The 23,930-nt window shown below is 64.3% G+C and carries 27 protein-coding genes; 14 read left to right on the forward strand and 13 right to left on the reverse strand.

Going from position 1 to position 23,930, the window contains the following annotated elements:
* Positions 1-38: 38 nt before the first annotated feature.
* The 3 genes from trxA to LB520_RS23545 all read left to right on the forward strand — a co-directional run bounded on the left by trxA (position 39) and on the right by LB520_RS23545 (position 1,594).
* Positions 39-362: a thioredoxin gene (trxA, locus tag LB520_RS23535; RefSeq protein WP_095767992.1), complete on the forward strand. Its 324-nt coding sequence runs from the start codon at positions 39-41 to the stop codon at positions 360-362.
* 131 nt (positions 363-493) lie between these two features.
* Entirely contained in the window at positions 494-775 is a 282-nt protein-coding gene (locus tag LB520_RS23540) for a cupin domain-containing protein (RefSeq protein WP_140546375.1), read from the forward strand.
* A 54-nt stretch (positions 776-829) separates the two neighbouring features.
* Complete coding sequence (locus tag LB520_RS23545) at positions 830-1,594, forward strand: TSUP family transporter (protein WP_224639562.1); 765 nt, start codon at positions 830-832, stop codon at positions 1,592-1,594.
* A 36-nt stretch (positions 1,595-1,630) separates the two neighbouring features.
* On the opposite strand, the gene LB520_RS23550 is transcribed toward LB520_RS23545, so the two are convergent.
* The 6 genes from LB520_RS23550 to LB520_RS23575 all read right to left on the reverse strand — a co-directional run bounded on the left by LB520_RS23550 (position 1,631) and on the right by LB520_RS23575 (position 7,455).
* Entirely contained in the window at positions 1,631-2,050 is a 420-nt protein-coding gene (locus tag LB520_RS23550; protein WP_224639563.1) for a VOC family protein, read from the reverse strand.
* A gap of 53 nt (positions 2,051-2,103) precedes the next feature.
* Positions 2,104-3,429, reverse strand: a complete 1,326-nt coding sequence (locus LB520_RS23555; protein WP_224639564.1) for a bifunctional folylpolyglutamate synthase/dihydrofolate synthase — start codon at positions 3,427-3,429, stop codon at positions 2,104-2,106.
* A gap of 255 nt (positions 3,430-3,684) precedes the next feature.
* Positions 3,685-4,611 (reverse strand): acetyl-CoA carboxylase, carboxyltransferase subunit beta, encoded by a 927-nt coding sequence (gene accD / locus LB520_RS23560; RefSeq protein ID WP_224639565.1) that lies wholly within the window; start codon positions 4,609-4,611, stop codon positions 3,685-3,687.
* 95 nt (positions 4,612-4,706) lie between these two features.
* Positions 4,707-5,546 carry a tryptophan synthase subunit alpha gene (trpA, locus tag LB520_RS23565; RefSeq protein ID WP_224639566.1) on the reverse strand — a complete coding sequence of 280 codons (840 nt, stop codon included), beginning with the start codon at positions 5,544-5,546 and terminating at the stop codon, positions 4,707-4,709.
* 2 nt (positions 5,547-5,548) lie between these two features.
* Positions 5,549-6,769: a tryptophan synthase subunit beta gene (trpB, locus tag LB520_RS23570; RefSeq protein WP_224639567.1), complete on the reverse strand. Its 1,221-nt coding sequence runs from the start codon at positions 6,767-6,769 to the stop codon at positions 5,549-5,551.
* 26 nt (positions 6,770-6,795) lie between these two features.
* Positions 6,796-7,455: a phosphoribosylanthranilate isomerase gene (locus LB520_RS23575; protein WP_224639583.1), complete on the reverse strand. Its 660-nt coding sequence runs from the start codon at positions 7,453-7,455 to the stop codon at positions 6,796-6,798.
* 110 nt (positions 7,456-7,565) lie between these two features.
* Here LB520_RS23575 and LB520_RS23580 point away from each other — a divergent pair, with 110 nt between their 5' ends.
* Complete coding sequence (locus LB520_RS23580) at positions 7,566-7,781, forward strand: hypothetical protein (RefSeq protein WP_224607157.1); 216 nt, start codon at positions 7,566-7,568, stop codon at positions 7,779-7,781.
* Between the two features lie 254 nt (positions 7,782-8,035).
* Here LB520_RS23580 and LB520_RS23585 read toward each other — a convergent pair whose 3' ends face one another.
* The 4 genes from LB520_RS23585 to LB520_RS23600 form a co-directional block, all read right to left on the reverse strand.
* Positions 8,036-8,794 (reverse strand): M48 family metallopeptidase, encoded by a 759-nt coding sequence (locus LB520_RS23585; RefSeq protein WP_140843495.1) that lies wholly within the window; start codon positions 8,792-8,794, stop codon positions 8,036-8,038.
* 120 nt (positions 8,795-8,914) lie between these two features.
* Positions 8,915-9,394 carry a DUF2852 domain-containing protein gene (locus tag LB520_RS23590; RefSeq protein WP_095767983.1) on the reverse strand — a complete coding sequence of 160 codons (480 nt, stop codon included), beginning with the start codon at positions 9,392-9,394 and terminating at the stop codon, positions 8,915-8,917.
* 116 nt (positions 9,395-9,510) lie between these two features.
* Entirely contained in the window at positions 9,511-10,653 is a 1,143-nt protein-coding gene (locus LB520_RS23595) for a benzoate/H(+) symporter BenE family transporter (protein WP_224639568.1), read from the reverse strand.
* Positions 10,653-11,426, reverse strand: a complete 774-nt coding sequence (locus tag LB520_RS23600; RefSeq protein ID WP_224639569.1) for an alpha/beta hydrolase — start codon at positions 11,424-11,426, stop codon at positions 10,653-10,655. The genes LB520_RS23595 and LB520_RS23600 overlap by 1 nt, the downstream gene beginning before the upstream one ends.
* 214 nt (positions 11,427-11,640) lie before the next feature.
* On the opposite strand from LB520_RS23600, the gene infC reads away from it, so the two are divergent.
* The 8 genes from infC to LB520_RS23640 all read left to right on the forward strand — a co-directional run bounded on the left by infC (position 11,641) and on the right by LB520_RS23640 (position 18,755).
* Complete coding sequence (infC, locus tag LB520_RS23605) at positions 11,641-12,177, forward strand: translation initiation factor IF-3 (RefSeq protein WP_095767981.1); 537 nt, start codon at positions 11,641-11,643, stop codon at positions 12,175-12,177.
* 170 nt (positions 12,178-12,347) lie between these two features.
* Positions 12,348-12,995 (forward strand): methyltransferase family protein, encoded by a 648-nt coding sequence (locus LB520_RS23610; protein WP_140843487.1) that lies wholly within the window; start codon positions 12,348-12,350, stop codon positions 12,993-12,995.
* 336 nt (positions 12,996-13,331) lie between these two features.
* Positions 13,332-13,535 carry a 50S ribosomal protein L35 gene (gene rpmI / locus LB520_RS23615; protein ID WP_027166935.1) on the forward strand — a complete coding sequence of 68 codons (204 nt, stop codon included), beginning with the start codon at positions 13,332-13,334 and terminating at the stop codon, positions 13,533-13,535.
* A 93-nt stretch (positions 13,536-13,628) separates the two neighbouring features.
* A complete protein-coding gene (gene rplT / locus LB520_RS23620; RefSeq protein WP_042637600.1) occupies positions 13,629-14,030 on the forward strand; it encodes a 50S ribosomal protein L20 in 402 nt (133 codons plus the stop codon).
* A 146-nt stretch (positions 14,031-14,176) separates the two neighbouring features.
* Complete coding sequence (pheS, locus tag LB520_RS23625; protein WP_224639570.1) at positions 14,177-15,274, forward strand: phenylalanine--tRNA ligase subunit alpha; 1,098 nt, start codon at positions 14,177-14,179, stop codon at positions 15,272-15,274.
* Positions 15,271-15,708 (forward strand): GFA family protein, encoded by a 438-nt coding sequence (locus tag LB520_RS23630; RefSeq protein ID WP_224526030.1) that lies wholly within the window; start codon positions 15,271-15,273, stop codon positions 15,706-15,708. The genes pheS and LB520_RS23630 overlap by 4 nt, the downstream gene beginning before the upstream one ends.
* Positions 15,705-18,113, forward strand: coding sequence for a phenylalanine--tRNA ligase subunit beta (pheT, locus tag LB520_RS23635; protein WP_224639571.1), 2,409 nt, complete (start codon positions 15,705-15,707; stop codon positions 18,111-18,113). The genes LB520_RS23630 and pheT overlap by 4 nt, the downstream gene beginning before the upstream one ends.
* A 39-nt stretch (positions 18,114-18,152) precedes the next feature.
* Complete coding sequence (locus LB520_RS23640; RefSeq protein WP_140843475.1) at positions 18,153-18,755, forward strand: nucleotidyltransferase family protein; 603 nt, start codon at positions 18,153-18,155, stop codon at positions 18,753-18,755.
* 31 nt (positions 18,756-18,786) lie between these two features.
* Here LB520_RS23640 and LB520_RS23645 read toward each other — a convergent pair whose 3' ends face one another.
* The gene (locus LB520_RS23645) at positions 18,787-19,782 is read right to left on the reverse strand and encodes an aldo/keto reductase (protein ID WP_224629849.1); all 996 of its coding nucleotides are present in this window, start codon (positions 19,780-19,782) and stop codon (positions 18,787-18,789) included.
* Between the two features lie 96 nt (positions 19,783-19,878).
* Between LB520_RS23645 and LB520_RS23650 the strand changes: the two genes are divergently transcribed.
* Positions 19,879-20,769, forward strand: a complete 891-nt coding sequence (locus LB520_RS23650; protein ID WP_224639572.1) for a LysR family transcriptional regulator — start codon at positions 19,879-19,881, stop codon at positions 20,767-20,769.
* Positions 20,770-21,196: 427 nt separating this feature from the next.
* Here the strand turns inward: LB520_RS23650 and LB520_RS23655 are convergent, their stop codons facing one another.
* A complete protein-coding gene (locus tag LB520_RS23655) occupies positions 21,197-22,003 on the reverse strand; it encodes an aspartate/glutamate racemase family protein (RefSeq protein ID WP_224639573.1) in 807 nt (268 codons plus the stop codon).
* 41 nt (positions 22,004-22,044) lie between these two features.
* Positions 22,045-23,286 carry a D-amino acid dehydrogenase gene (locus LB520_RS23660; RefSeq protein ID WP_224639574.1) on the reverse strand — a complete coding sequence of 414 codons (1,242 nt, stop codon included), beginning with the start codon at positions 23,284-23,286 and terminating at the stop codon, positions 22,045-22,047.
* 248 nt (positions 23,287-23,534) lie between these two features.
* On the opposite strand from LB520_RS23660, the gene LB520_RS23665 reads away from it, so the two are divergent.
* Complete coding sequence (locus LB520_RS23665) at positions 23,535-23,822, forward strand: GIY-YIG nuclease family protein (protein WP_224639575.1); 288 nt, start codon at positions 23,535-23,537, stop codon at positions 23,820-23,822.
* Positions 23,823-23,930: the final 108 nt, after the last annotated feature.

Consider the following 23,930-nt stretch of genomic DNA (forward strand, 5'->3'; position numbering starts at 1 on the left):
ACATTTGGTGCAACCCGAATTTTCGAAAGGATTTCAGCATGGCCACCGTCAAGGTCGACAAGGGCAATTTCCAGGCCGATGTGCTCAACGCCAAGGAGCCGGTCGTGGTGGATTTCTGGGCGGAATGGTGCGGCCCGTGCAAGATGATCGCTCCGGCGCTGGAAGACATCGCCAACGAACTCGGCGCGAAGATCAAGGTCGCAAAGCTCAACATCGACGAGAACCCGGAGCTTGCCGCGCAGTACGGCGTGCGCTCGATCCCGACGCTGATGATTTTCAAGGGCGGCGAAGTGGCCGACATGAAAGTGGGCGCCGCGCCGAAGACCGCGCTGTCGCACTGGATCAACGGCAGCCTCGCCTGAGCCAATCTGAAGTTTTCAAGATCCAAGCCCGGCCATCGCGCCGGGCTTTTCTTTGGCGTCATGGCTCGTCGCGCTCTGGCTCTCGCCTGCGGGCACTCCGTGTTCTCTGTTCGCAGGAAAGGGAGAGCTCCATGACCGGAACCGCCAAGGCCATAGTTCACGTCGACAATGAGCGCGTCATCGTCACCGAATACCGCTTCGCGCCGGGCGCCAACACCGGCTGGCACCGCCATGGCCACGACTATGTCGTCGTGCCGCTGATGGACGGCAAGGTGAAGCTGGTGACCAAGGACGGCGAATCCTTCGCCGAGATGAAGCAAGGCGCGCCCTATTTCCGCCGGGAAGGCGTCGAGCACGACGTCATCAATGCCAATGACGGCGAATACGCCTTCATCGAAATCGAGCTGAAGTAGGCCGGCTGTGATTGCCGGCTTGCACGTTTCCTTTCCTGCCTCGTGCGGGATGTCGTGGGTCTAACGCCTGTCCTCGCCTTTGCCGGTTTTGCGGCGGTGGCCGCTTATGTCCAGACCCTGACGGGCTTCGCCTTCGGCCTGGTGATGATGGGCGCGATTGCGCTTGTCGGCTTGCTGCCGCTGCCCGACGCAGCCGCGATGGTCGGCATGCTGACCCTGGTCAACGCTACGCAGATGCTGATCCAGGGCGGCTGGCGCGAGATTGCGCGCCGGGAGCTGCGGCTTATCCTGGTCGCAAGCCTGCCTTCGCTGCTCTTGGGGTATGCCCTGTTGGAATGGCTGGCGGACACGCGGGCCGACCTGCTGAAAATCGGACTCGGTCTGGCCATCGTGATGTCCAGCCTGCAACTGGCCATCAGGCCTACCGGCTTGGCAAAACGGTCGTCGGACGCGAGTTTCGTCGGCTTCGGTGTCGTTTCGGGCCTGATGAGTGGGCTGTTTGCGACCGGCGGCCCACCGCTCGTTTATCATCTCTTTCGCCAGCCAATGCCGCACAAACGTGTCCGCGAAACGCTGGTCGCCGCTTTCGGCGCCGCGCAGGTGGTGCGGCTTACCCTGGTGACGGCAAGCGGCAACCTGCCGACCATGTCGCCTGTCGCGCTCCTCCTCGCCATACCGGCCGTAATGCTGATGACCTATGCGGCGCGGCGCTGGCCACCGTCATTGTCGCAAGGGACGATGCGAAAGATCGTCTTTGTTCTGCTTTTCCTGTCAGGGCTCTCGCTGGCGTTGCCCGCCGCGATGCACCTTGCCGTCTAACTTCAACTGCTCATGCGGGCGACGTGTCGCTCCAATTTACCAGTCGGCGACACGGTCGCCGCCGGTGAATTGCGCGCTCTTGGCGGTGTATTCGAACAGCTCGATCTTCACGCCGTTGGGGTCGGCGATCCAGGCCTGGTATGTGTCGTCGCAGGCGAGCTTCTTTGGCGTGACCGCGACGCCTTTCGACCGGATATGAAGGATCGCCGCATCGATGTCATCCACCTCGAGGCAGAAGTGGTTAATCTGGTTTGCATCGCTGTAGCTGGATTGATTTTTCTCGAACACCTCGACATGGCTGCGGCCGCCGCAGTCGAGATAGAAGCCGAAGATCTTGCCGTCGCGCAGGAAATTGAACCGCGTGTCCATGCCGAGTACGTCACGATAGAAGCGACGCGTCGCCTCCAGGTCATGTGCGAAGATGCAGACGTGAGCGAGCTGCTTCACCTTGATCATGGCCGGTTCCTTTCGGCCCCCGCCGAAATCCGCAATGCTGTCCCGGTTTCGCCTCAGGTGGGCGGCGTGCCGTTCTCGGCCAGCACGGCGCCGGCGAAATAGAGCGAGCCGCCGATCAGGATGCGCGGCGCCGGGCCGTCCCAAGAGTCGCGCAACAGCATCAGCGCGTTGGCGACGGAGCTGACCGGCTCGGCCGACAGGCCGGCCTCTTCGGCACGCAAGGCCAACTCGTCGTTGGGAACGCCGGCGTCGCTGCTGGTTACCGGCACGGTGTAGACATGGCGGGCAAGCCCCTTGAAGGCGCTGAAATAGCCGGTCTGGTCCTTGGTGTTGATCATGCCGGAGATCAGGACCAGCGGCCGCGGGTTCTTTTCCTCCTGCTCGGCCAATGCCTCGGCGATCACGATGCCGGCACCGGGGTTGTGGCCGCCGTCCAGCCAGATCTCGGCGCCCTTCGGCGCCAGGTCGACCAGCTTGCCCTGGGTCAGCTTCTGCATACGTGCCGGCCAGGCGACATGGGTCATCGCCCGCTCGGCGGCGCGGTGGCCGATCTCGAAGCCGGCCGCCTTGACGGCGGCGATCGCCGCCGCGGCGTTGGCGTATTGATGGCGCCCCGGCAGGCGCGGCGAGGGCAGGTCCATCAACCCGTCCCCGTCCTGATAGACCATGCGGCCGTTTTCCTCGAAGGCGAGGAAATCCTGGCCATAGACCACGGTCGGGCAATCCAGCCGCTCGGCCGACTCGATCAGCACCTGAAGCGCGGTGTCGCTTTCCTGGGCGCCGATCACCACCGGGCAGCCGCGCTTCATGATGCCGGCCTTCTCGGCGGCGATCAGCTCGACGCGGTCGCCGAGATAGGCTTCGTGGTCCATCGATATCGGCATGATCACCGAAACCGCCGGCTGTTTGATGACATTGGTGGCGTCGAAGCGGCCGCCGAGGCCGACCTCGATGATCGCCGCCTCCGCCGGATGCTCCGAGAACAGGATGAAGGTGACGGCGGTGAGTATCTCGAAGACAGTGATCTTCTGGCCGCCATTGGCCTCGGCGACACGCGCGATGGCCTCGGCGAAAATATCGTCGTCGACGAGCTTGCCGCCGCCTTCGGCCGCCAGCCGGTAGCGCTCATGCCAGTTCACCAGATGCGGCGAGGTGTGGACGTGGACAAGGTGGCCGGCGGCCTCCAGCAGCGCGCGCGCGAAGGCGGCGCAGGAGCCCTTGCCGTTGGTGCCGGCGATGTGGATGACCGGCGGCAGCCGGTCCTGTGGATTGCCGAGGCGCTCGAGAAGCCCCGTGACGCGGTCCAGCGAAAGGTCGAAGCCTTTCGGATGCAGCCTCATCAGATGTTCGATTTCGCGTTCGGCGGAAAGCGTTGTCATGATGGAATCCTAGAGCGGTTCATCATCTCATGGAATGCAGAACCGCTCTCTCTTTTTGTTGGCGCAATTCCGAACGGAAAACCGTTCCACACTTTTCCTGGAATTGCTTTGGCGGGCGGTTCCCGAAACCGAGAATCGGTTCGAAACGAGCCGTGCGCAAATCAGAGGCTACAGCACGCAACAGGCGGCGCAACTCGCGGTTCGCGGCGAGCGATGTCGCGCCAAGCCGATATATCGCTTCAGGCCGACATCGCGTCAGGCTTGCGGGCGCGCCTCGGCATTGACCACCGCCGGCGGCAGGATCTCCGGCTCCAGCGGCTTCTCGGCCTCCGGCATCTTGAGCAGCATCTTCAAGAGACGGGAAATGGTCCGGCGCATCTCGAGGCGCGACACGACCATGTCGACCATGCCGTGTTCCATCAGATACTCCGCGCGCTGGAAACCATCGGGCAGTTTTTCGCGGATGGTCTGCTCGATGACGCGCGGGCCGGCAAAGCCGATCAGCGCCCCGGGCTCGGCGATATGGACGTCGCCCAGCATGGCGTAGGAGGCGGTGACGCCGCCGGTGGTCGGGTTGGTCAGCACCACGATATAGGGCAGGCCGGCTTCCTTCAGCCGGTCGACGCCGATCGTGGTGCGTGGCAATTGCATCAGCGACAGGATGCCTTCCTGCATGCGGGCGCCGCCGGAAGCGGCGAACAGGATCAGCGGCCGCTTGCGCTGCAGCGCGACCTCGAAAGCATGCACGATGGCTTCGCCGGCGGCCATGCCGAGCGAGCCGCCCATGAAGGCGAAGTCCTGCACGGTGACGATGACCGGCAGCCCGTCGATGGTGCCGGCCCCGTTGAGGATCGCATCCTCGAGGTTGGTCTTGGCCTTGGCCTCCTTCAGGCGGTCGGTGTAGCGCTTCTCGTCGCGGAACTTCAGCGGGTCCTGGACGACCTTCGGGTTTTCCAGCACGTCGTATTTGCCGTCGTCGAAGAAATATTTCAGCCGCTCCTTGGCCGAGATTTTCATGTGGTGGCCGGAAGCCGGGATGACGAACTGGTTGGATTCGAGATCCTTGTGGAAGACCATCTCGCCGGTCTCGGGATCCTTGATCCAGAGGTTTTCCGGCATGTCGGTGCGCCGGCCGAGCATCGAATTGATCTTCGGGCGGACGTAATTGGTGATCCAATTCATGGCTTCGGCTCCTGTCCTGGAAAGGACTTCAAGCAATTCCAGGGAAAGTCTGTGGCGGTTTCCGGCCGGAATTTGCTCAAGAACAAATAGTCGGGCTATTCGGCAGCAGCAAGGCGGGCCGAGCGGACGCCCTGGGCAAGACCGCTGACCAAAGTGGCGACGGCTTCCGCCGGATCGGCTGTTTTGTCGCCCTTGGGGCCGAGCACATTGGCGACCGCATTGACAATCGCGGTGCCGACGACGACGCCGTCGGCATTGGCGCCGATCACACGCGCCTGCTCAGCGGTCTTGACGCCGAAGCCGACGCAGACCGGCAGGTCGGTGTGGCCCTTGATGCGGTTGACAGCCGCGGCTACCTTGCCCGTGTCGGCCAACGCCGAGCCGGTGATGCCGGTCATCGAGACGTAGTAGACGAAGCCGGAGGTGTTTTCCAAAACCTTGGGCAGGCGCTTGTCGTCGGTGGTCGGCGTCGCCAGGCGGATGAAGTTGACGCCGGCCTTCAGCGCCGGAATGCAAAGCTCCTCGTCCATCTCCGGCGGCAGGTCGACGACGATCAGTCCGTCGATGCCGCTCGCCTTGGCGTCGGCGAGGAAGCGGTCGACGCCATAGATGTAGATCGGATTGTAGTAGCCCATCAGCACGATCGGCGTCTCGTCGTCGCCGGCGCGGAAGTCGGCCGCCAGCTTCAGCGTCTTGACCAGGGTCTGGCCGCCCTTCAGCGCGCGCAGGCCGGCGGCCTGGATCGCCGGGCCGTCGGCCATCGGGTCGGAGAAGGGCATTCCCATCTCGATAATGTCGGCGCCGGCGATCGGCAGCGCCTTCATGATCGACAGCGAGGTGTCGTAATCGGGGTCGCCGCCCATGAAATAGGTGACCAAAGCCGGGCGGCCTTCGGCTTTGAGCTTTGCCATGCGGCGATCGATCCGGGTGGTCATTGTCAGATCTCCATGCCCAGCATGTTCGCCACCGTGTGCACATCCTTGTCGCCGCGGCCGGACAGGTTGACGATGACGATCTGGTCCTTGTCCATTGTGGGCACGATCTTCATCGCATGGGCGATGGCATGCGCCGATTCCAGCGCCGGAATGATGCCTTCGACCCGGGTGGTGAGCTGGAAGGCTTCCAGCGCCTCGTCGTCGAGGATTGGTTCGTACTGGACGCGGCCGGAATCGCGCAGCCAGGAGTGCTCGGGACCGACGCCGGGATAGTCGAGGCCGGCCGAGATCGAATGACCGTCGAGGATCTGGCCGTCCGAGTTCTGCAACAGATAGGTGCGGTTGCCGTGCAGCACGCCGGGCTTGCCGGCACTCATCGAGGCGCAATGCTCGATGCCGTCAAGGCCTCGGCCGCCGGCTTCGATGCCGATGATGCGCACATCCTTGTCGTCGAGGAAGGGATGGAACAGGCCGATGGCGTTGGACCCGCCGCCGACGGCGGCAATGATGACGTCCGGCAGCCGGCCCTCCTGCTCCAGCATCTGGGCGCGGGCTTCCGTGCCGATCACCGACTGGAAGTCGCGCACCAGCTCCGGATAGGGGTGCGGGCCGGCGGCGGTGCCGATCAGGTAATAGGTGTCCTCGACATTGGTGACCCAATCGCGCAGGGCCTCGTTCATGGCATCCTTGAGCGTGCCATGGCCGGCGGTGACCGGCCGCACTTCGGCGCCGAGCAGCTTCATGCGGAAGACGTTCGGGCTCTGGCGGGCGACGTCGGTGGCGCCCATGTACACGACGCAAGGATAGCCGAAGCGCGCGGCGACGGTGGCCGAGGCGACGCCATGCTGGCCGGCGCCGGTCTCGGCGATAATGCGCTTCTTGCCCATGCGCTTGGCGAGCAGGATCTGGCCGAGGCAATTGTTGATCTTGTGCGAGCCGGTGTGGTTGAGGTCCTCGCGCTTGAAATAGACCTTGGCGCCGCCGAGATGTTTCGTCAGGCCCTCGGCGAAATAGAGTTTTGACGGCCGCCCGGCATAATGGGTCGACAGGTTCTGCAGCTCGGCCTTGAACTCGGGATCGGTCTTGGCCTTGTTCCACTGCTCTTCCAGATCGAGGATCAGCGGCATCAGCGTCTCGGCGACGAAGCGGCCGCCGAAAATGCCGAACATGCCCTGCTCGTCGGGCCCGGTGCGGAAAGAATTGGGCATTGCCGGCTTGTTCATCGCCGATCTCCTGATGTGAATTGTATTCAGGCGGCGCGGTCGTCGCGCGCGGCCCTGACGGCCCGGAAAAACTGCTCGATCAGCGCCGGATCCTTGACGCCCGGAGCGCTTTCCACACCGGACGAAACGTCTATTCCGGGCGGGTCGGCCTGTCTCAGGGCATCGCCGATATTGGCGGCGTTGAGCCCACCGGAAAGCATGTATTCGAGCCCGGCGTCAAGGCCGGCAAGGATGCGCCAGTCGAAGGCGACGCCGTTGCCGCCAGGCAATTGCGACCCCTTCGGCGGCTTGGAATCCAGAAGGAAGCGATCGGCGATGCCGATGAAGGGTTTTATGCGGTCGAGATCCGCCGCCTCGCTGATGGGCAGCGCCTTCATCACCGGCAGGCCGTAACGCGCCTTGATCTCGGCCACGCGCTCAGGCGTTTCCGAACCATGCAATTGCAGCATGTCGGGCTGCATTTTCGCGACGATCTCGTCGAGAAAGCCATCATCGGCGTCGACGCTGACGGCTGCCGCCAGGGCCTTGCCGCGCGCCGCCTGACGCAAACGGCCGGCCTCGGCGGGCTCGACATAACGCGGACTCTTGGCGAAGAAAATAAAGCCGACATGGCTGGCGCCGCCGGCAAGCGCGGCGGCCATCGCGGCGTCGGTCTTCAATCCGCAGATCTTGATGTCGAGCGTCATGGCGCGGGCTTGGCACGAAACGGGAAAAGAGTCGAGAAAAAGCATGCTGTTGCCGGTCCGGCGGAAAACACTACCTTCATATAGGAACCACAGGCGGGAGCAGAATAATCATGGCCGACCGGACCGTCGCCGAACTGAAGCAGAAGATCGCGCAGGCGCGCGAGGTGATCGTGCATCTGATGGACAAGGCCGCCTTCAACGGCGCCGAGGCGCACCGCGCGCTGGAATATTTCGGCAGCGATACGTTCGACCGGGATTTTTTGCCGTGGCCGCACTCCGAGGAAGGACTGCGGCCGGAGGAGCTGAACGCGGCGAATGACGATTGAACTGCTTATGCCGTGAACCCGGCAAGCGTCGGCGGGACAGCGCCCCCCTCTGTCCTGCCGGACATCTCCCCCACGAGGGGGGAGATTGGATTTCACGCCGGCTTTCGCCAATCACCAACATTACAGAAAGAGCGAGGGGCCCGAGCTGCTGATCTCCCCCCATTGTGGGGGAGATGCCCGGCAGGGCAGAGGGGGGCGCGAAGGAACTCGGCGTCTAGATGTTGCGCGCGCATCCGCGCGCAACATCAGAGGAGTTACTCAAAAACAATCGCTTGCAGGGCCCCGCCGTTGCGCTTCAGCCAGTCCTTGCAGCGGTCGGTATCCGGGCAGAGTTTTTCGCACAGCTTCCAGAATTTCGGGCCGTGGTTCATCTCCTTGAGATGCGCCACCTCATGCGCCACCAGGTAGTTTATCACCGCCGGCGGTGCCATCATGATGCGCCACGAGAAGGAGAGATTGCCCTCCGAGGTGCATGACCCCCAGCGGCTGGAGGTATCTTTGTACCTTATCGCCTTGGCGCGCTTGCCGATCGTTTCGGTGTGCTTGACCACCAGCTTCTCGATCTCCTTCTTGGCCTCGCGCTTGAGATAGTCGGCGATGCGGCGCGGCAAATGGATGCGCTCGCCGTGGATGATCAGGAGCGGGCCGCGATCGTCGCGCGCGACGGTGACGGTGCCGCGCCTCGAAGGCTCGTGCACGATGCGGTGCGGCACGCCGCGGATCGGGATCCGGATGCCCGGGCGCACCTGCGGCCTCGTCGGCACCTTGGCCAGCCGCTGCTCCAGCCAGTCCTGATGGCGGTCGAGGAATTTCTCCACCTCGCCGCGGCGCAGGCCGGGCGGCACGGTGACGCGCAGGCCCTGGCCGCCGGAATCGATGCGCAGCGTAAGCCGCCGAGCCCTGGCGCTCTCAACGATCTTGAGCGGCAGCGTGCGGCCGGCGACGCAATGCTCGCGCTCGACGACAGGCGTGGGCTTTGGCTTGGTCAGGTTGCGAAGGAAGCCGAGGGTCATGGCTGGACGATACGCGATTCGAAAAAAACGGCCAGTGGAGGGAAGCTACATAGAGAACAAAAAAGAAACGGCGCCGCTAAACGCGACGCCGCATATCATACCGAGACGTGTCGCCGGATCTCAGTCGTCGAGCAGGTTGGTGCCTTTGCCGCCCTCCGGACCCGCCTTGTCGCTCGAGCCGGTCGAGCTCGGCGCGGTCGACTTGTTGCGGTTGGCCATGAAGCGATCGAACTCTTCCTGGTCCTTGGCGCGGCGCAGTTCGCGGGCGTACTCGTCGAACTCGGAGAGCATCTCGTCGAGCTTGCGGCGCTCCTCGGCGAGGCGCTCCAGCTCCTTCTCGCGCCAATCGTCGAAGGCGACGTTGCCGGTGCGGGCCGAGCCGTGGCCCCAGCGGGCCGCCTTCTCGGAGCGACGACGGCAACCGGCGAAGATGCCGTCCGTGGCGCGGTTGACGTCGCGCTTGAAGCCTTCCAACCGATCGCCCCAGATGATGTAGGCGAGCATGGCGAAGCCGAGCGGCCAGAACACCATGAAGCCGATGACCATCAGCGCGATGGTGGCCGGCGTCCAGGCCGGACGGATCAATGCACTTGTGTTCATTTTCTCCCAATCCTTCCATTGGAGACAGCCAAACCGGCTGCGTGGAATCGAAATGGGAAGGCGAAATCGGCGATTCAAGACAAACCCCGCCAAAACCGGCGAAGCACCTGAAATGATTATCGCTTTTTGAGCTTCTCGAGGAAAAGCACCGCCATTCCGGCGACCAGCCCCCAAAATGCCGCGCCGACGCCGAAGAGCGTGAGTCCCGAAGCCGTCGCGGCGAAGGTGACGGTGGCCGGCATGCGTTCGGCCTCGTCCTTCAGCGCGATCGACAGCGCGTTGGCCAAGGGCGCTGTCAAGGCGAGCCCCGCGACCAGCACGATCAGGCTTTGCGGCAGGACGGCGAAGATCGCCACCAGCGAGGCGCCGAAGATCGCGAAGACCAGATAAGCGAGCGCGTAGAACGGGCCGGTCTTCCAGCGTTCGGCCGGGTCGGGATGGACATCGGGGCCGGTGCAGATTGCGGCCGAGATCGCTGCAAGATTGGTGGTCGCGGCGCCAAACGGCGCCGAGAGCAGCGAAAACAGACCGGTGACGCCGATCAGCGGACCAGGCTCCGGATGATAGCCCGCGGCGCGCAGCACTGCGAGACCGGAAAGGTTCTGCGAGGCCATGGTGACCAGATAGAGCGGCAGGGCAAGGCCGATGATCGCCGATGCGGTGAATTGCGGCGCAATCAATGTCAACGTCGACAGTTCCGGCGCCGGCAGGCTGCCGACGCGGCCGGTGAGGAAAGCGGCGAGGCCGCCGCCGATCAGCACCACCAGCACCGACAGAGCCGGATTGAACAGGCGGATGACGAAGAAGGCGGCGATCAGCGGCAGGATCAGCCAAGGGTCGGCCGGAATAGCCTTCACCGCATTGACGGCGAAGCTGACCAGGATGCCGGCCAGCATGCCGGACGCGACCGAGGCCGGGATTTTCGCGATCAGCCTGGTCAACGGCTTGAACAGGCCGGTGGCGACCAGAAGGACGCCGGTGACCATGAAGGCGCCGACGGCCTGCGGCATCGTAAATCCGCTGGAGGCCGCGATCAGCGCCAAGCCGGGCGTCGACCAGGCGGTGATGACCGGCATCTTGGTGCGCCAGGACAACCACAGACACTCAACGACCATGGCCAGGCAGATCGCCGTCACGCCGCTCGCGGTCTCGATCTGCGTGGCGCCGACCGCCTTGGCGGCGGCAATGACCAGGGCCAGCGTGCCGCCGAAGCCGACGATCGCCGCGACGAAGGCGGATATCGGGATGGAGATGCGCATTATTCGGCCGCCCGCTTGACCATGTCGCCGACGGCCCGCTTGAGCATGTCGAGATCCTCGGGACGGGACAGGCGATGATCGCCGTCCGGGATCAGCGACAGCGTCACATCGTCGGCGGGCAGCATGGATGCGAGCTTCAAGGCATGGCCGGACGGCACGTCCGGATCGGCCAGGCCCTGCAGGATGTGCACCGGGCAATGGGTGTCGATCGGCCCGGTCATCACCCGATTGGCGCGGCCGTCCTCGATCAGCGCGCGCGTGTAGATATAAGGCTCGTCCGAATAGTCGGACGGCTCGGCGAAGAAGCCTTTTTCCCTCAGATCCTGCCGCTGCGCGTCGGTCAGCACCGGCTCGATCAGCTCGACGGTGAAATCAGGCGCCGGGGCGAGCAGCACCAGGCCAGCAACCCTCGTGTCGCCCGCCTTGCGCAGTTCCTGCGCCATGCGCAACGCGATCCACGCCCCCATCGAGGAGCCGACCAATACCTGCTTGCCCTTGCTGAACCGGCGAAAGACGGCGAGGCTCTCGGCCAACCACTTCGAGATCGTGCCGTCGGCGAATTCGCCGCCCGACTCGCCATGGCCAGAATAGTCGTGGCGCAGACAGGCGTGGCCTTCGCTCGCAGCCCAGGCGGCAAGCGTCTGCGCCTTCGTGCCCTGCATGTCGGACTTGTAGCCGCCGAGCCAGACCACGCCGGGCGCCGCGCCCGGCATCTGCCTGACGGCGATGCCCGACCCGTCCACATCGATGAAAACCGGAGCGCTGGCGGCCATGAGCTTGTCCTTCCCGCCGGTCTTTTGGCACAGGCGGTGGTTCAACGAAAAGTGCTCGCGGCGTTTCTTTTGCTTGGTGCAGACAATTACCAGGCAGCAGGTGATTTTGCGGCGCGGCTATGCTATTGACTCACGCCCCGCGCTTCCCACATAGGCGCGTCCACCTACTTTTGTCTAAAGAACCCAGAACGAAACGGCCGAGGAGACCACGACCATTCGCAGACCTTTCAAAGCAGCGGCACCCACCAAGGACGGGCCGCGCTCCAACCGAGACATCCGGGTGCCCCGGGTCCAGCTTATCGACGCCGACGGCCAGAACCGCGGCGATGTTTCCATCAACGACGCATTGCTGCTGGCCGAAGAGGCCGGGCTCGATCTCGTCGAGATATCGCCCAATGCGGTGCCGCCCGTCGTCAAGATCCTCGATCTCGGCAAGCTGAAATACGCCAACCAGAAGAAGGCGGCCGAAGCGCGCAAGAACCAGAAGGTCATCGAGATCAAGGAGATCAAGATGCGCCCGAACATCGACAGCCATGACTACGAGACCAAGATGAAGGCCGTGCGGCGCTTCTTCGAGGAAGGCGACAAGGTCAAGCTGACGCTGCGCTTCCGCGGCCGCGAGATGGCGCATATGGAACTCGGCATGCAGCTTCTGAACAAGGTGCGCGAGGAAGTTGCGACGATCGCCAAGGTCGAGGCGGAGCCGAAGCTCGAAGGCCGCCAGATGATGATGGTTCTGGCGCCGCGCTGACCAGGGATGGCGCGGCCGCCAAAGCGTCGCGTCCATCACGGTTTCGAGAGTTGCCGGGCTCTTTGTATCCCGCTCTAAAATCCGCCCGAATTGCCGGGCACGGCGTCCCGACGATCGGCGGGGCGCCTGTTTTCAACCCGATCGCGAACCAATCGACGATCGGATGGGTCATGGTCGATGAAGTGAAGGTCTCAGCCGACAACCAGACTGAGGGGTTGGGCGGCTACCAGCACATGCGCCGGATCGTGCTGGCGGTGCTGATCGTGGTGCTGTTCTGCGCGCTTCTGTTCGGCCAGTCTTCCTTTCCCCCGGACACGTCCGTGCACGAGTCGATCGAGATGTTCGGCGTGCTTTTGATCTTTCTCGGCATTGTCGGGCGGCTGTGGTCGACGCTTTATATCGGCGGGCGCAAATCGGCCGAGGTGGTCACCGGCGGACCCTATTCGATCACCCGTAACCCGCTCTATTTGTTTTCGACCCTGGCTGCCGCCGGGGTCGGGGCGCAGATCGGCTCGTTCAGCGGCATCATCCTGTTCTCGCTGCTCTGCGCCGGCGCCTTCCACATCGTCATCCTGCGCGAGGAGCGTTACCTGAAGGAACTGCTCGGCGCACCCTACCAGGCCTATCTGGCCAAAGTGCCGCGGTTCTTCCCGAACCTTGCGCTCTACCAGGAAGGCGATACCGGCAGCTTCAGGCCGCGCCTGCTCTTGAACACGCTGCTCGACGGCCTGGTGTTCCTGGTGGCGCTGCCCGCCTTTGAGCTGATCGACGGCATGCAGCAGTCGGGGATGCTGCCGGTGTGGTTCACGCTGCCTTAGGAACGGTGATCTTCAGGTCAGGCCGGCCTGCAAATGGCGGCTTCCTGCGCTTCCGGTGCTCACGTACTTTAAGTACGCTCCGCTCCGGTTCTCGGAAGCCACCATTTTCGACTCGGCCTGACCTGAATCTCAACCGTTCCCGCCGGCGCACGGCGAGGACAGCGCGTCGCACGGCTTCAGGTGTTGCACGCCGGCCATCTTTGATCTATAGGACCGCCGTTCCAAGAAAACCGCCCGGCAGGGCATGCCGTGGCGGTTTCATTTGCTTTTCGGGCTTTGGTCGGCCCGAAGCGAGACAAGAAGCGCGATGGTGCGCCACCAATACGGAGTAGCAAAATGCCCAAGATGAAGACCAAATCGGCCGCCAAGAAGCGGTTCAAGATTACTGCCACCGGCAAGGTGCTGTCGGCTGCCGCCGGCAAGCGCCACGGCATGATCAAGCGTTCCAACAAGTTCATTCGCGATGCCCGCGGCACGATGGTTCTGGCTGAACCGGACGGCAAGAAGGTCATCAAGAATTTTCTGCCGAACGGCCTCTAATCCCTCGGCTTGGAACCACTTTTGTTTTTACGCAATTCCGAACGGAAAACCGCTGAACACTTTTCCTGGAATTGCTTTTAAGGAGATCATGACATGGCACGCGTAAAGAGAGGCGTTACCGCCCACGCCAAGCACAAGAAGGTTTTGAAGGCCGCCAAGGGTTTCTACGGTCGCCGCAAGAACACCATCCGCATCGCCAAGCAGGCGGTGGAGAAGTCGCTGCAATACGCCTACCGCGACCGCAAGAACCGCAAGCGCTCGTTCCGCGCGCTGTGGATCCAGCGCATCAACGCCGCGACCCACGAGCATGGCCTGACCTATGGCCGTTTCATCGACGGCCTCAACAAGGCCGGCATCGAAATCGATCGCAAGGTCCTTTCGGACATGGCCATCCACGAGCCGCAGGCTTTCGCCGCGCTGGTCGCAAAGGCCAAGGTCGCGCTCGAATATCTGAAGAACACCACGCCGAATGCTTTTGAGAGCGCTGTCGCCTAAGCCAGCGCTTCCCAAGCATACGCAATTCTGATTTGGGGAACCCGCGCTGGCACGGCTGGCGCGGGTTTTTCTTATGCCTGATGTAACCAAAAATGGCGACGACGAAACCGAAATGGTGACAGTCGCCCGATCGAGAGAGCTTCGCCGTGAACGCCACCGCTGGAAATCTTGAAGCCCTGGAAGGCTCGTTGCTCGCCGAAATCGCGGCGGCGGCGGATGAGGCCGCGATCGAGGCGGTGCGCGTCTCGGCGCTGGGCAAGAAGGGTTCCGTCTCCGAAATGCTGAAGACGCTGGGCGCAATGAGCGCCGAGGAGCGCCAGGTGAAGGGGCCGGCGATCAACGGCCTGAAGAACCGCGTCACCGAAGCGCTCACCCAGCGCAAGGCGGAACTGAAGGATGTGGCGATCGCGGCCCGGCTCGCGGCTGAGAAGGTCGACGTCACGCTCCCCGTTCGCCAATCGCCGGCCGAGCGCGGCCGCATTCATCCGATCAGCCAGGTGATCGACGAGATCGCGGCGATCTTCGGCGATCTCGGCTTCGCCATCGCCGAAGGCCCCGATATCGAGACCGACTATTACAATTTCACGGCGCTGAATTTTCCCGAGGGACATCCGGCGCGCGAGATGCACGACACCTTCTTCTTCCAGCCGGACGAGAAGGGTGAGCGCAAGCTGTTGCGCACCCACACCTCGCCCGTGCAGATCCGCACCATGGAGAAGCAGAAGCCGCCGATCCGCATCGTCATCCCCGGCAAGACCTACCGGCAGGATTCCGACGCCACGCACTCGCCGATGTTCCATCAGGTCGAGGGGTTGGTGGTCGACAAATCAGCCAACGTCGCCAACATGAAGTGGGTGCTGGAGGAGTTCTGCAAGGCCTTCTTCGAGGTGCCGTCGGTCAAGATGCGCTTCCGTCCGTCCTTCTTCCCGTTCACCGAGCCCAGTCTCGAGGTCGATATCCAGTGCGATCGCTCGCGTCCGGGTGAAGTGCGCTTCGGCGAAGGCTCCGACTGGATGGAGATACTGGGCTGCGGCATGGTGCATCCCAACGTGCTGCGCGCCGGCGGGCTCGATCCCGACGAATATCAGGGCTTTGCCTGGGGCATGGGCATCGACCGCATCGCCATGCTGAAATACGGCATGCCGGACCTGCGCGCCTTCTTCGACGCCGACGTGCGCTGGCTGTCGCATTACGGCTTCCGGCCGCTCGACCTGCCGACGCTGTTGGGGGGGCTGTCGACATGACCGCACCCCACACCGGGGGCTGTCGCTGCGGCGCGGTGCGGTTCGAGGCCTCGGCCGAGCCGCACCACATCAGCTATTGCCATTGCGGCGATTGCCGGCGCGCCAGCGGCGCGCCGGTGTCGGCCTTTGTCGGCTTCATGGCCGATCAGGTCGCGCTCAACGGCAAATCGCTGAAAAGCTATCGCAACGGCCCGGTGGAGCGCACGTTCTGCGGCATCTGCGGCTCGCCGATCGCCTATCTCGATCAGCGGCTCGACAACCAGATCTATTTCATGCTCGGCGCCATGGACATGCCGGCCTATTTCAGGCCGACCGTGCATGCGCATGTGCGCGAGCAGCTGCCCTTCCTGCACATGCCCGATGCGCTGCCGCGCGAGCTGAAGACCAGCGTGCCCCGGCCCGAAGAACAAAGACCCTCGGAAACACAGTCATGAAATTCACCCTCTCCTGGCTCAAGGACCATCTCGAGACCGACGCCTCGCTTGCCGAGATTGTCGAGCGGCTGACCGCGATCGGTCTCGAAGTCGAGCATGTCGATGACAAGGCCGGCCTGAAACCCTTCGTCATCGCCAAAGTGTTGACGGCAGTCCAGCATCCGGACGCCGACCGGCTGCGCGTGCTGACCGTCGACACCGGCGACGGCAAGCCACCGGTGCAGGTGGTGTGCGGCGCGCCCAATGCCCGCGCAGGCATGATCGGCGCCTTCGCGGCGCCCGGCACCTATGTTCCCGGCATCGACGTGACGCTCTCGGTCGGCAAGATCCGCGGCGTCGAGAGCCACGGCATGATGTGCTCGGAGCGTGAGCTGGAAATCTCAGACGAGCATAACGGCATCATCGATTTGCCTGAGGATGCGCCGGTCGGCACCAGCTTCGCTGCCTACGCGCATCTCGACGATCCGGTCATCGAGATCAACCTGACGCCGAACCGTCCGGACGCGACCAGCGTCTACGGCATCGCGCGCGACCTCGCGGCGAGCGGACTTGGCCGGCTCACCGGCGGCGGGATCATGCCGCATGCCGGCGAAGGCCTGTGCCCGGTCAAGGTGAAGATCGAGGCGCCCGAGCTCTGCCCCGGCTTCGCGCTGGCACTGGTGAAGGGCGTCAAGAACGGCCCGTCGCCGAAATGGCTGCAGCAGCGGCTGATCGCCATCGGGCTCAGGCCGATCAGCGCGCTGGTCGACATCACCAACTATGTCACCTTCGACCGCGGGCGGCCTCTGCATGTCTTCGATGCCACCAAGGTCGCCGGCAACCTCGTGGTGCGGCGCGCCAAGGACGGCGAGAAGGTGCTGGCTCTGGACGGCCGCGAATACACGCTGACGCCGGAAATGTGCGTGATCGCCGACGACAATGGCGTGGAATCGATCGCCGGCATCATGGGCGGCGAGCATTCGGGCTGCGACGAGAACACCACCGACGTGCTGATCGAATCGGCGCTCTGGGATCCGATCGCCACGGCCCGCACCGGCCGCGCCCTCGGCATCATCACCGACGCGCGCTACCGCTTCGAGCGCGGCGTCGATCCCGAATTCATGGTGCCGGGCGTCGAGCTGGCGATCAAGCTGGTGCTCGATTTCTGCGGCGGCACGCCTTCTGAAATCGAGGTTGCCGGCTATGCCGGCCACAAGCCGAAGATCGTCTCCTTCCCGCTGTCGGAAGTGAAACGGCTGACCGGCATCGAGGTGCCGAGAGAGGAAGCCCTTGGCATCCTAACCCGGCTCGGCTTCGAGCCGAAAGGATTGAGCGACGTCGTCAAGGTGGAGGTGCCGTCCTGGCGGCCGGATGTCGACGGCAAGGCCGACCTGGTCGAGGAGGTGATGCGCATCCATGGCGTCGACAACATCTTGGCCCAGCCGCTTACCTCGCATGACGCCGTCAACGGCAAGATCCTGACCACGCTGCAGGTGCGCACCCGCGCCGCCAAGCGCGCGCTCGCCGTGCGCGGCATGATGGAGGCCGTCACCTGGTCGTTCATCCCCGCCAGGCATGCAGAGCTGTTCGGCGGCGGCCAGACGGCGCTCAAGCTCGCCAACCCGATCGCCGCGGACATGTCCGACATGCGGCCGTCGCTGCTGCCGGGGCTGATCGCGGCCGCGCAGCGCAATGCCGATAAGGGCATCGGCGATGTGGCGCTGTTCGAGGTTTCGGGCACCTATGAAGGCGATGGCGCCGACCAGCAGCGGCGCGTCGCCGCCGGCGTGCGGCGCGGCACCGCCAAGCTCGACGGCTCGGGCCGCAGCTGGTCCGGCAATGCCGGGCCGGTGGGCGTGTTCGACGCCAAGGCGGACGCGATCGCGGCGCTCGAGGCCTGCGGCGCGCCGGTCGACCGGCTGCAGATCGAGCACGGCGGCCCGGCTTGGTATCATCCGGGACGCTCCGGCACGATCAAGCTCGGGCCAAAGACGGTGCTCGGCACTTTCGGCGAGTTCCATCCGAGGACGCTGGACGGCCTGGACGCGTCAGGTCCGATCTGCGGCTTCGAGGTTTTCGTCGACGCCGTGCCGGAGCCGAAGGCCAAGCCGACGCGCACCAAGCCGAAGCTGGAGCTGTCGCCGTTCCAGGCGGTGAAGCGCGACTTCGCCTTCGTCGTCGACAAGACGGTCGAGGCCGGCACGCTGGTGCGGGCAGCTTTGGCGGCCGACAAGAAGCTGGTCACCGGCGTTTCGGTGTTCGACGTCTTCGAAGGCGCCTCGCTGGGGGCGGCCAAGAAGTCGATCGCCATCGAGGTGTCGATCCAGCCTGTCGAAAAGACGTTGACCGACGAGGATTTCGAGGCGCTCGCAAGACGCATCGTCGAGAACGTCAACAAGCAGACGGGCGGCGTGCTGAGGGCGTAAGGCATTGCGCAGAGATGGCGAATCGCTCTCCAAAGGGCGATGCACCATCTCCGCTATTCCGGCCTCCCCTTCGAGGAACAGCGCGCGGCCTTCCTGGCCATCATCGCGGCCGATCCGCTGCTGGATGAAACGCTGGCGCGTGTGCGCGAGCTTGCGCTTCCCGACTGGCTGGTGGTTTCCGGCGCGCTCTACAACAGCGTCTGGAACCACCTGACCGGCAAGCCGCCGGGCTACGGCATCAAGGATGTCGACCTGTTCTATTTCGACGACGCCGACTTGTCCTACGAGGCCGAGGATGCGGTGATCCGCCGGGCGGCAGAGCATTTCGCGGGGATGGCGCTGCCGGTCGAGGTGCGCAACCAGGCGCGGGTGCATTTGTGGTATCCGGTGAAGTTCGGGCAGGAGTGCCCGCGTTATGCGAGCGCCAGCGAGTCGGTGAGCTATTTCGCGTCGAAGACGCATGCGGTCGGGGTGCGGTACGACGCCGACGGAGCTTTGGAGCTGGTGGCACCGTTCGGCCTCGACGATCTTTTTTCGTTTCGCATCACGCCGAACCGGGTGCTGGACAACCAGCGGACGCACGAGGCGAAGGGGAGAAGGGCGCAGGAGTATTGGCCGGAGATCGAGGTGGTGCCGTGGTAGGGGGGCGCCGAAGCGCCCCTTCCATTGTCGCTCACCCGTTCACCAGCGCCAGCAGTTCCTCCGTATAGCGCTTGCCGACCACCTTGTCGGGCGACAGCGCATCACCGATCGCCGCGACCTCGGCCGCGCTCAGCCCGATATTCGCCGCGGCCGTGTTCTGCTCAAGGTGGCGTATCTTCCTGGCGCCGGGGATCGGGACGATGAAATCGCCCTGGTGCAGCACCCAGGCGAGCGCCAGCTGCGCCGCTGTCACGCCCTTCTGCGCCGCCATCTTCTCCAGCACTGCGATGACCGCGTTGTTGGCTTCCATCGCCTCGGCCTGGAAGCGCGGCAGAGTGAGGCGCCAGTCGCCGGCGCCGAGCGCGTCCGGCTTGGCGATCGCGCCGGTGAGCAAGCCGCGGCCGAGCGGGCTGTAGGGGACGAAGCCGATGCCGAGCTCGCGGCAGACGTCGAACACCTCATCCTCGGGATCGCGGCTCCACAGCGAATATTCGCTCTGCACCGCGGCGATCGGGTGCACGGCATGCGCCCGGCGCAGCGTCGTGCCGCTCACCTCCGATAGACCCAGCGCCCGAACCTTGCCTTCGCGCACCAATTCCGCCATGGCGCCGACCGTGTCCTCGATCGGCACGTTCGGATCGACGCGGTGCTGGTAATAGAGGTCGATCACGTCGGTGTTGAGCCGCTTCAACGAAGCCTCGGCCACCGCCTTGACGTGCTCGGGGCGGCTGTCGACGCCGACCATGCGGTCGGTGCCCTCGCCGTGCTCGGAAATCTTGAAGCCGAATTTGGTGGCGATCGTCACCTTGTCGCGCACTGGCTTCAGCGCCTTGCCGAGCAGGATCTCGTTCTCGTATGGACCATAGACTTCGGCCGTATCGAAGAAGGTCACGCCGATCTCGACGGCGCGGCGCAGCGTGGCGATCGCTTCCGCCTCCGGCTGGCCACCATAGCCGAAGCTCATGCCCATGCAGCCGAGGCCAACGGGGAAGACTTCGAGTTCAGTTCCAAGTTTGCGGGTTTTCATGGCGCATCTCCTTGTTGCGATGGGGGAGAGATAGCGCCTTGCGATTCGTTCGATAATTCTTTCTCTTTTGTACGGGTTGCTCTATAAAATAGAACGATGAATCGGACGAACCTCTCGCAACTCGCCGTGCTGGCCGCGGTCGCCCAATGCGCCAGCTTCCGCGGGGCCGCCCGCGAACTCGGCATCGCGCCGTCGGCGGTGAGCCATGCGGTGTCGAGTCTGGAAGCACGGCTCGGCGTGCGGCTGCTTGCGCGCAGCACGCGCAGCGTCGCGCCGACCGAGGAAGGCGCGCAGCTTCTGGAACGGCTGCGGCCGGCCCTGTCCGAGATCGACCTCGCGCTGGAAACGGCGGTCGAGGCGCGCGACCGGCCGGCCGGCAATCTCAGGCTCAGCGTGCCGCGCACCGCCGCGCATCTGGTGCTGACGCCGCGGCTCGGCGCCTTTGCCACCGCCTATCCCGACATCGTGCTGGAGATCGTCATCGAGGATCGCTTCACCGATGTCGTCGAAGGCGGCTTCGACGCCGGCGTCAGGCTCGGCGAAAGCCTGCAGCGCGACATGATCGCGGTGCGGATCGGGCCCGACATCCGCGGCGCGGTGGTCGCAGCGCCCTCTTATTTCGCTTCCATGCCGGAGCCAGGTCATCCGCGCGATCTCGCAGGCCATCGCTGCATCCGCTTCCGTTTTTCCAGCGGCATTCTCTATCGCTGGGAGTTCGAGAAGGACGGCGAGGAAATCGAGATCGCGGTGGAAGGACCGCTGATCCTCGACGAGGACCATCTGATCGCCCAGGCGGCAGTCGACGGCGCCGGGCTTGCCTTCGTCTTCGAGGATTATGTCAAGGCGCCGCTCGCCGATGGCAGGCTGATCCGCGTGCTCGAGGACTGGTGCCCGTCCTTCGACGGCTTCTTCGTCTATTATCCGAGCCGCCGGCAAATGCGGCCGGCGCTCAGGGCGTTCGTGGATTTCTTCAAGGTGAGCGGATAGCACCCCCAAGTGGGCAGGGTAAATCGCATATGGCAGCGCCAGCCCCCCACTCCGGCCGCTACGCGTTCACCTCTCACCCATGTTCATGGCGGAGAGGAAAGCCAGGCTTTTCGAGGCCGCAATCTCGGCGGTTGGCGTTTCCTCCCTCCAGAATGTGGCTACGCTATGCACACATCTTCTGTGACTGGCGCGACTGCAGGCCAAGGCTTGATTGCCACGTGGTTCCCCCAATCCGTCGCTGCTTCGCAGCGCCACCTTTCCCCCCTCCGGAGGGAAAGGAAGGGAACCTTGCTGGACGGGCGTTGACGGCAAAAGGCTTGGCGCCTTTCCTCTACCCCGTCGATCGGGGGAGAGGTGGCTCGGCGAAGCCGAGACGGAGTGGGGGTCGACCTGCGCTACATAAGACAATGCATGCGCCAAGCACCAATCAAACAGCCGGTAGCGCAAACAACCGGCCGCCGGCCGGCACGACGTCATCGATGCCGGCAAGCCGCAGGCAGTGCCAGGCCATGGCGTGGTTGGAGGAGGTGACGGGAATGCCGATGCGCCGCTCCAGCTCGGCGACCGCTTCCGCCACGCGCAGGCTGGTGCAGGAGATGAAGATCGCTTCCACCCCCGGCACGGCGGCCATCGTCTCGGCCGCCGCCTCGATTGAGGCAAGCGAGATGCGAGCCGCCTCGCGGTCGTCGCGCCGGTCGAAAGTGGCGACGGCTGATATGTCGAGGCCGCGGCCAGTGAAATAGCGGACCAGGCCCTGGTTGATCTCGGGTGCATAAGGGGTCAGCAGGCCGATGCCCCTGGCGCCGAGCGCCTTGAACGCGGCCAAAGCGCCGGTGACCGGGGTGGTGCAGGCGACGCCCGGCCGCGCCTTGCGGATCTCGGCGAAGACGGCTTCCTCGCCGAGCGTCATGGTGGCCGAGGTGCAGCCGAAGCCGACGACGTCGAGCGGGATGCTGGGCAGGATCAGATCGACGGTCGGCGCGATGCGCGGGCCGATGGCGCGCAAAGTGTCGGGCGTGATGTCGTTGTCGTTGAACAGGCGCGCCTCGTAGAAGGCGACGCCCGGAATGCGGATCAGCGCGCGAAACTCGTGCTCCAGCGTCTGGTCGGTGGCAAGGATCGCCAAGCCGATCGCCGCGCGGGAGGCGAGGCCGCCGTCGATCTCCGACGGAAGGACGCCCAAATCGATCGGCCTTGGCGATTGCGGGCGGGTAGCGGCCGCGCTGACAGACATGGCATTCCCTTTCCTGCTCGATCCCCTCCGGGATCATGCTCTCAGTTCAAAAGTCCATCCACCGAAATCGCCGGCTTGCGGCCGGCGATCAGGTCGGCAGTGATGCGGGCCGAGCCATGCGACATGGTCCAGCCGATATGGCCGTGCCCGGTGTTGAGATAGAGATTGCTGAGACGGCGCCGGCCGAATTCGGGCAGATTGTTGGGCGTCATCGGCCTGAGGCCCGCCCACATCTCGGCGCGGTCGTAGTCGGCACCTTCGGGATAGAGCTCCTCGGTCACCCCTTTCATGAAGGCGAAATCGGCCGGTTTGTGGCTGGTGTCGTAGCCGGCGAACTCGGCCGTAGCGGTGACGCGCAGCCGGTCGCCGAAGCGCGATACGGCGACCAGGTTGTGCTCGTCGATGGCGGCGATGGTGGGCGGCGCCGGACGGTTGCCGATCGGAATCGTCAGCGAATAGCCCTTGATCGGATAGATCGGCAGGCTGATGCCGACGGTGCTCGCGACCAGCGGGCTGTAGGAGCCGAGCGCCAGCACATAGGCATCGCCCTTGACGCTTCCCTTGTCGGTCAGCACCTGAGCGACATCGTCGCCGGACGTCTCGATGCCGGTGATGGTCGTGCCGGTGCGGATCTCGCCGCCGCGCTCGGCGACCTTGGCGGCCAGCGCGCGGGTGAATTTCGCCGGGTCGCCGGTCTCGTCGGTCGGACAGTGGATGCCGCCGGCGATCTTTTCCTTGGCGGAAGCCAGCGCCGGATCGAGGGCGACGATGGCGTCGCGGTCGAGCACCTTGATCAGCTGGCCGTCGGATTCCAGCAGCTTCATATGCTCGACGCCTTTGTCGAGCGCCTGCTGGCTGCGATAGAAATAAAGGATGCCGCGATCGTTGCGGTCGTATTCGATCCGCTCGTCGGCAACGACCTCGTGCAGGACGGATTGCGAATAGACGGCCAGCCGATGCTTGAGCAGCGTGTTGCGCCTGGCCTTCCCGGCCGTGCATTCCATCAGGAACAGCCATGACCAGCTGTAGAGCCGCGGATCGGCCGAAAGCTTGAAGCGCAGCGCCTGGTCTTTCAGTACCAGTGATTTCAACAGGATCATCGGCGCCTTGGGCGAGGACCAGACGAAGGAATGCCCCGGCGCGATCATGCCGGCATTGCCCCAGCTGGTTTCGGCGGCGACTTCGGCGCGCCGCTCGAGGATGACGACCTCGTGCCCGTCCTTCTGCAGCTGATAGGCCGTGGTGACACCGACCACGCCGCCACCCAACACGATCACGCGCATGGCGCCTCCGGAGATCGCAAGTGGGAGCAGTTTAGAGGGTGGATGGCGGCGTGCAATGGCACACATACGGAGATGTCGGCGGGACAGCACCCCTCGCAGTCAGGGCGATGCAAATGGCGCTTCGTCATTCTAGGGCGGAGCAAGGAGCGAAGCGACGCGCGCAGACCCTAGAATCCATGCCATGACATTGGCCATAGAATGCAACGGTCCGGAATAGCGGCTGGCATGGCGCCAGATAGGATCGCGACATGACAGGTTACGTCTACATGACCGCAAGCCAGAAGGGCGGCACGATCTATATCGGCGTCACCAATGACCTTGCGCGTCGCATGCCCGAGCACAGGAATGGCCAAGGTTCCAGCTTCACCAGCCGTTACGGTGTGCAGCGTCTCGTCTGGTACGAGGAATATTTCGACATCGCTGATGCCATCCAACGTGAGACGTCATTAAAACGCTGGCCTCGCCGATGGAAGGTCGAGCTGATCGAGAAGACCAATCCGGAATGGTTCGAGCTGTTTCGCGGGATCGGCTGGTGAGCGTTCTGAACCGTGGTAGCTCTCAACCGTCACGGCATGGCAACTGTGTTCATGCGAATGCGGTTTTGTCGCGAATGATAGCGTTGAGGACGACCAGGAGCTTCCTTG

The organism is Mesorhizobium sp. CA12 (genome assembly GCF_020165255.1).
In the GTDB taxonomy this organism is placed as follows: domain Bacteria; phylum Pseudomonadota; class Alphaproteobacteria; order Rhizobiales; family Rhizobiaceae; genus Mesorhizobium.

Bases quoted from the DNA above. Each gene is read 5' to 3' on its own strand.
- LB520_RS23650 (WP_224639572.1), top strand. From the start codon at position 19,879: ATGAATCGGACGAACCTCTCGCAACTCGCCGTGCTGGCCGCGGTCGCC.
- rpmI (WP_027166935.1), top strand. From the start codon at position 13,332: ATGCCCAAGATGAAGACCAAATCGGCCGCCAAGAAGCGGTTCAAGATT.
- trxA (WP_095767992.1), top strand. From the start codon at position 39: ATGGCCACCGTCAAGGTCGACAAGGGCAATTTCCAGGCCGATGTGCTC.
- LB520_RS23595 (WP_224639568.1), bottom strand. From the start codon at position 10,653: ATGCGCATCTCCATCCCGATATCCGCCTTCGTCGCGGCGATCGTCGGC.
- rplT (WP_042637600.1), top strand. From the start codon at position 13,629: ATGGCACGCGTAAAGAGAGGCGTTACCGCCCACGCCAAGCACAAGAAG.
- accD (WP_224639565.1), bottom strand. From the start codon at position 4,611: ATGAATTGGATCACCAATTACGTCCGCCCGAAGATCAATTCGATGCTC.
- LB520_RS23590 (WP_095767983.1), bottom strand. From the start codon at position 9,394: ATGAACACAAGTGCATTGATCCGTCCGGCCTGGACGCCGGCCACCATC.
- LB520_RS23540 (WP_140546375.1), top strand. From the start codon at position 494: ATGACCGGAACCGCCAAGGCCATAGTTCACGTCGACAATGAGCGCGTC.
- LB520_RS23665 (WP_224639575.1), top strand. From the start codon at position 23,535: ATGACAGGTTACGTCTACATGACCGCAAGCCAGAAGGGCGGCACGATC.
- LB520_RS23610 (WP_140843487.1), top strand. From the start codon at position 12,348: ATGGTCGATGAAGTGAAGGTCTCAGCCGACAACCAGACTGAGGGGTTG.
- LB520_RS23640 (WP_140843475.1), top strand. From the start codon at position 18,153: ATGCACCATCTCCGCTATTCCGGCCTCCCCTTCGAGGAACAGCGCGCG.
- LB520_RS23550 (WP_224639563.1), bottom strand. From the start codon at position 2,050: ATGATCAAGGTGAAGCAGCTCGCTCACGTCTGCATCTTCGCACATGAC.
- LB520_RS23660 (WP_224639574.1), bottom strand. From the start codon at position 23,286: ATGCGCGTGATCGTGTTGGGTGGCGGCGTGGTCGGTGTCACCACGGCC.
- LB520_RS23575 (WP_224639583.1), bottom strand. From the start codon at position 7,455: ATGACGCTCGACATCAAGATCTGCGGATTGAAGACCGACGCCGCGATG.
- pheT (WP_224639571.1), top strand. From the start codon at position 15,705: ATGAAATTCACCCTCTCCTGGCTCAAGGACCATCTCGAGACCGACGCC.
- LB520_RS23555 (WP_224639564.1), bottom strand. From the start codon at position 3,429: ATGACAACGCTTTCCGCCGAACGCGAAATCGAACATCTGATGAGGCTG.
- LB520_RS23655 (WP_224639573.1), bottom strand. From the start codon at position 22,003: ATGTCTGTCAGCGCGGCCGCTACCCGCCCGCAATCGCCAAGGCCGATC.
- LB520_RS23585 (WP_140843495.1), bottom strand. From the start codon at position 8,794: ATGACCCTCGGCTTCCTTCGCAACCTGACCAAGCCAAAGCCCACGCCT.
- trpB (WP_224639567.1), bottom strand. From the start codon at position 6,769: ATGAACAAGCCGGCAATGCCCAATTCTTTCCGCACCGGGCCCGACGAG.
- LB520_RS23600 (WP_224639569.1), bottom strand. From the start codon at position 11,426: ATGGCCGCCAGCGCTCCGGTTTTCATCGATGTGGACGGGTCGGGCATC.
- LB520_RS23645 (WP_224629849.1), bottom strand. From the start codon at position 19,782: ATGAAAACCCGCAAACTTGGAACTGAACTCGAAGTCTTCCCCGTTGGC.
- LB520_RS23580 (WP_224607157.1), top strand. From the start codon at position 7,566: ATGGCCGACCGGACCGTCGCCGAACTGAAGCAGAAGATCGCGCAGGCG.
- LB520_RS23630 (WP_224526030.1), top strand. From the start codon at position 15,271: ATGACCGCACCCCACACCGGGGGCTGTCGCTGCGGCGCGGTGCGGTTC.
- trpA (WP_224639566.1), bottom strand. From the start codon at position 5,546: ATGACCACCCGGATCGATCGCCGCATGGCAAAGCTCAAAGCCGAAGGC.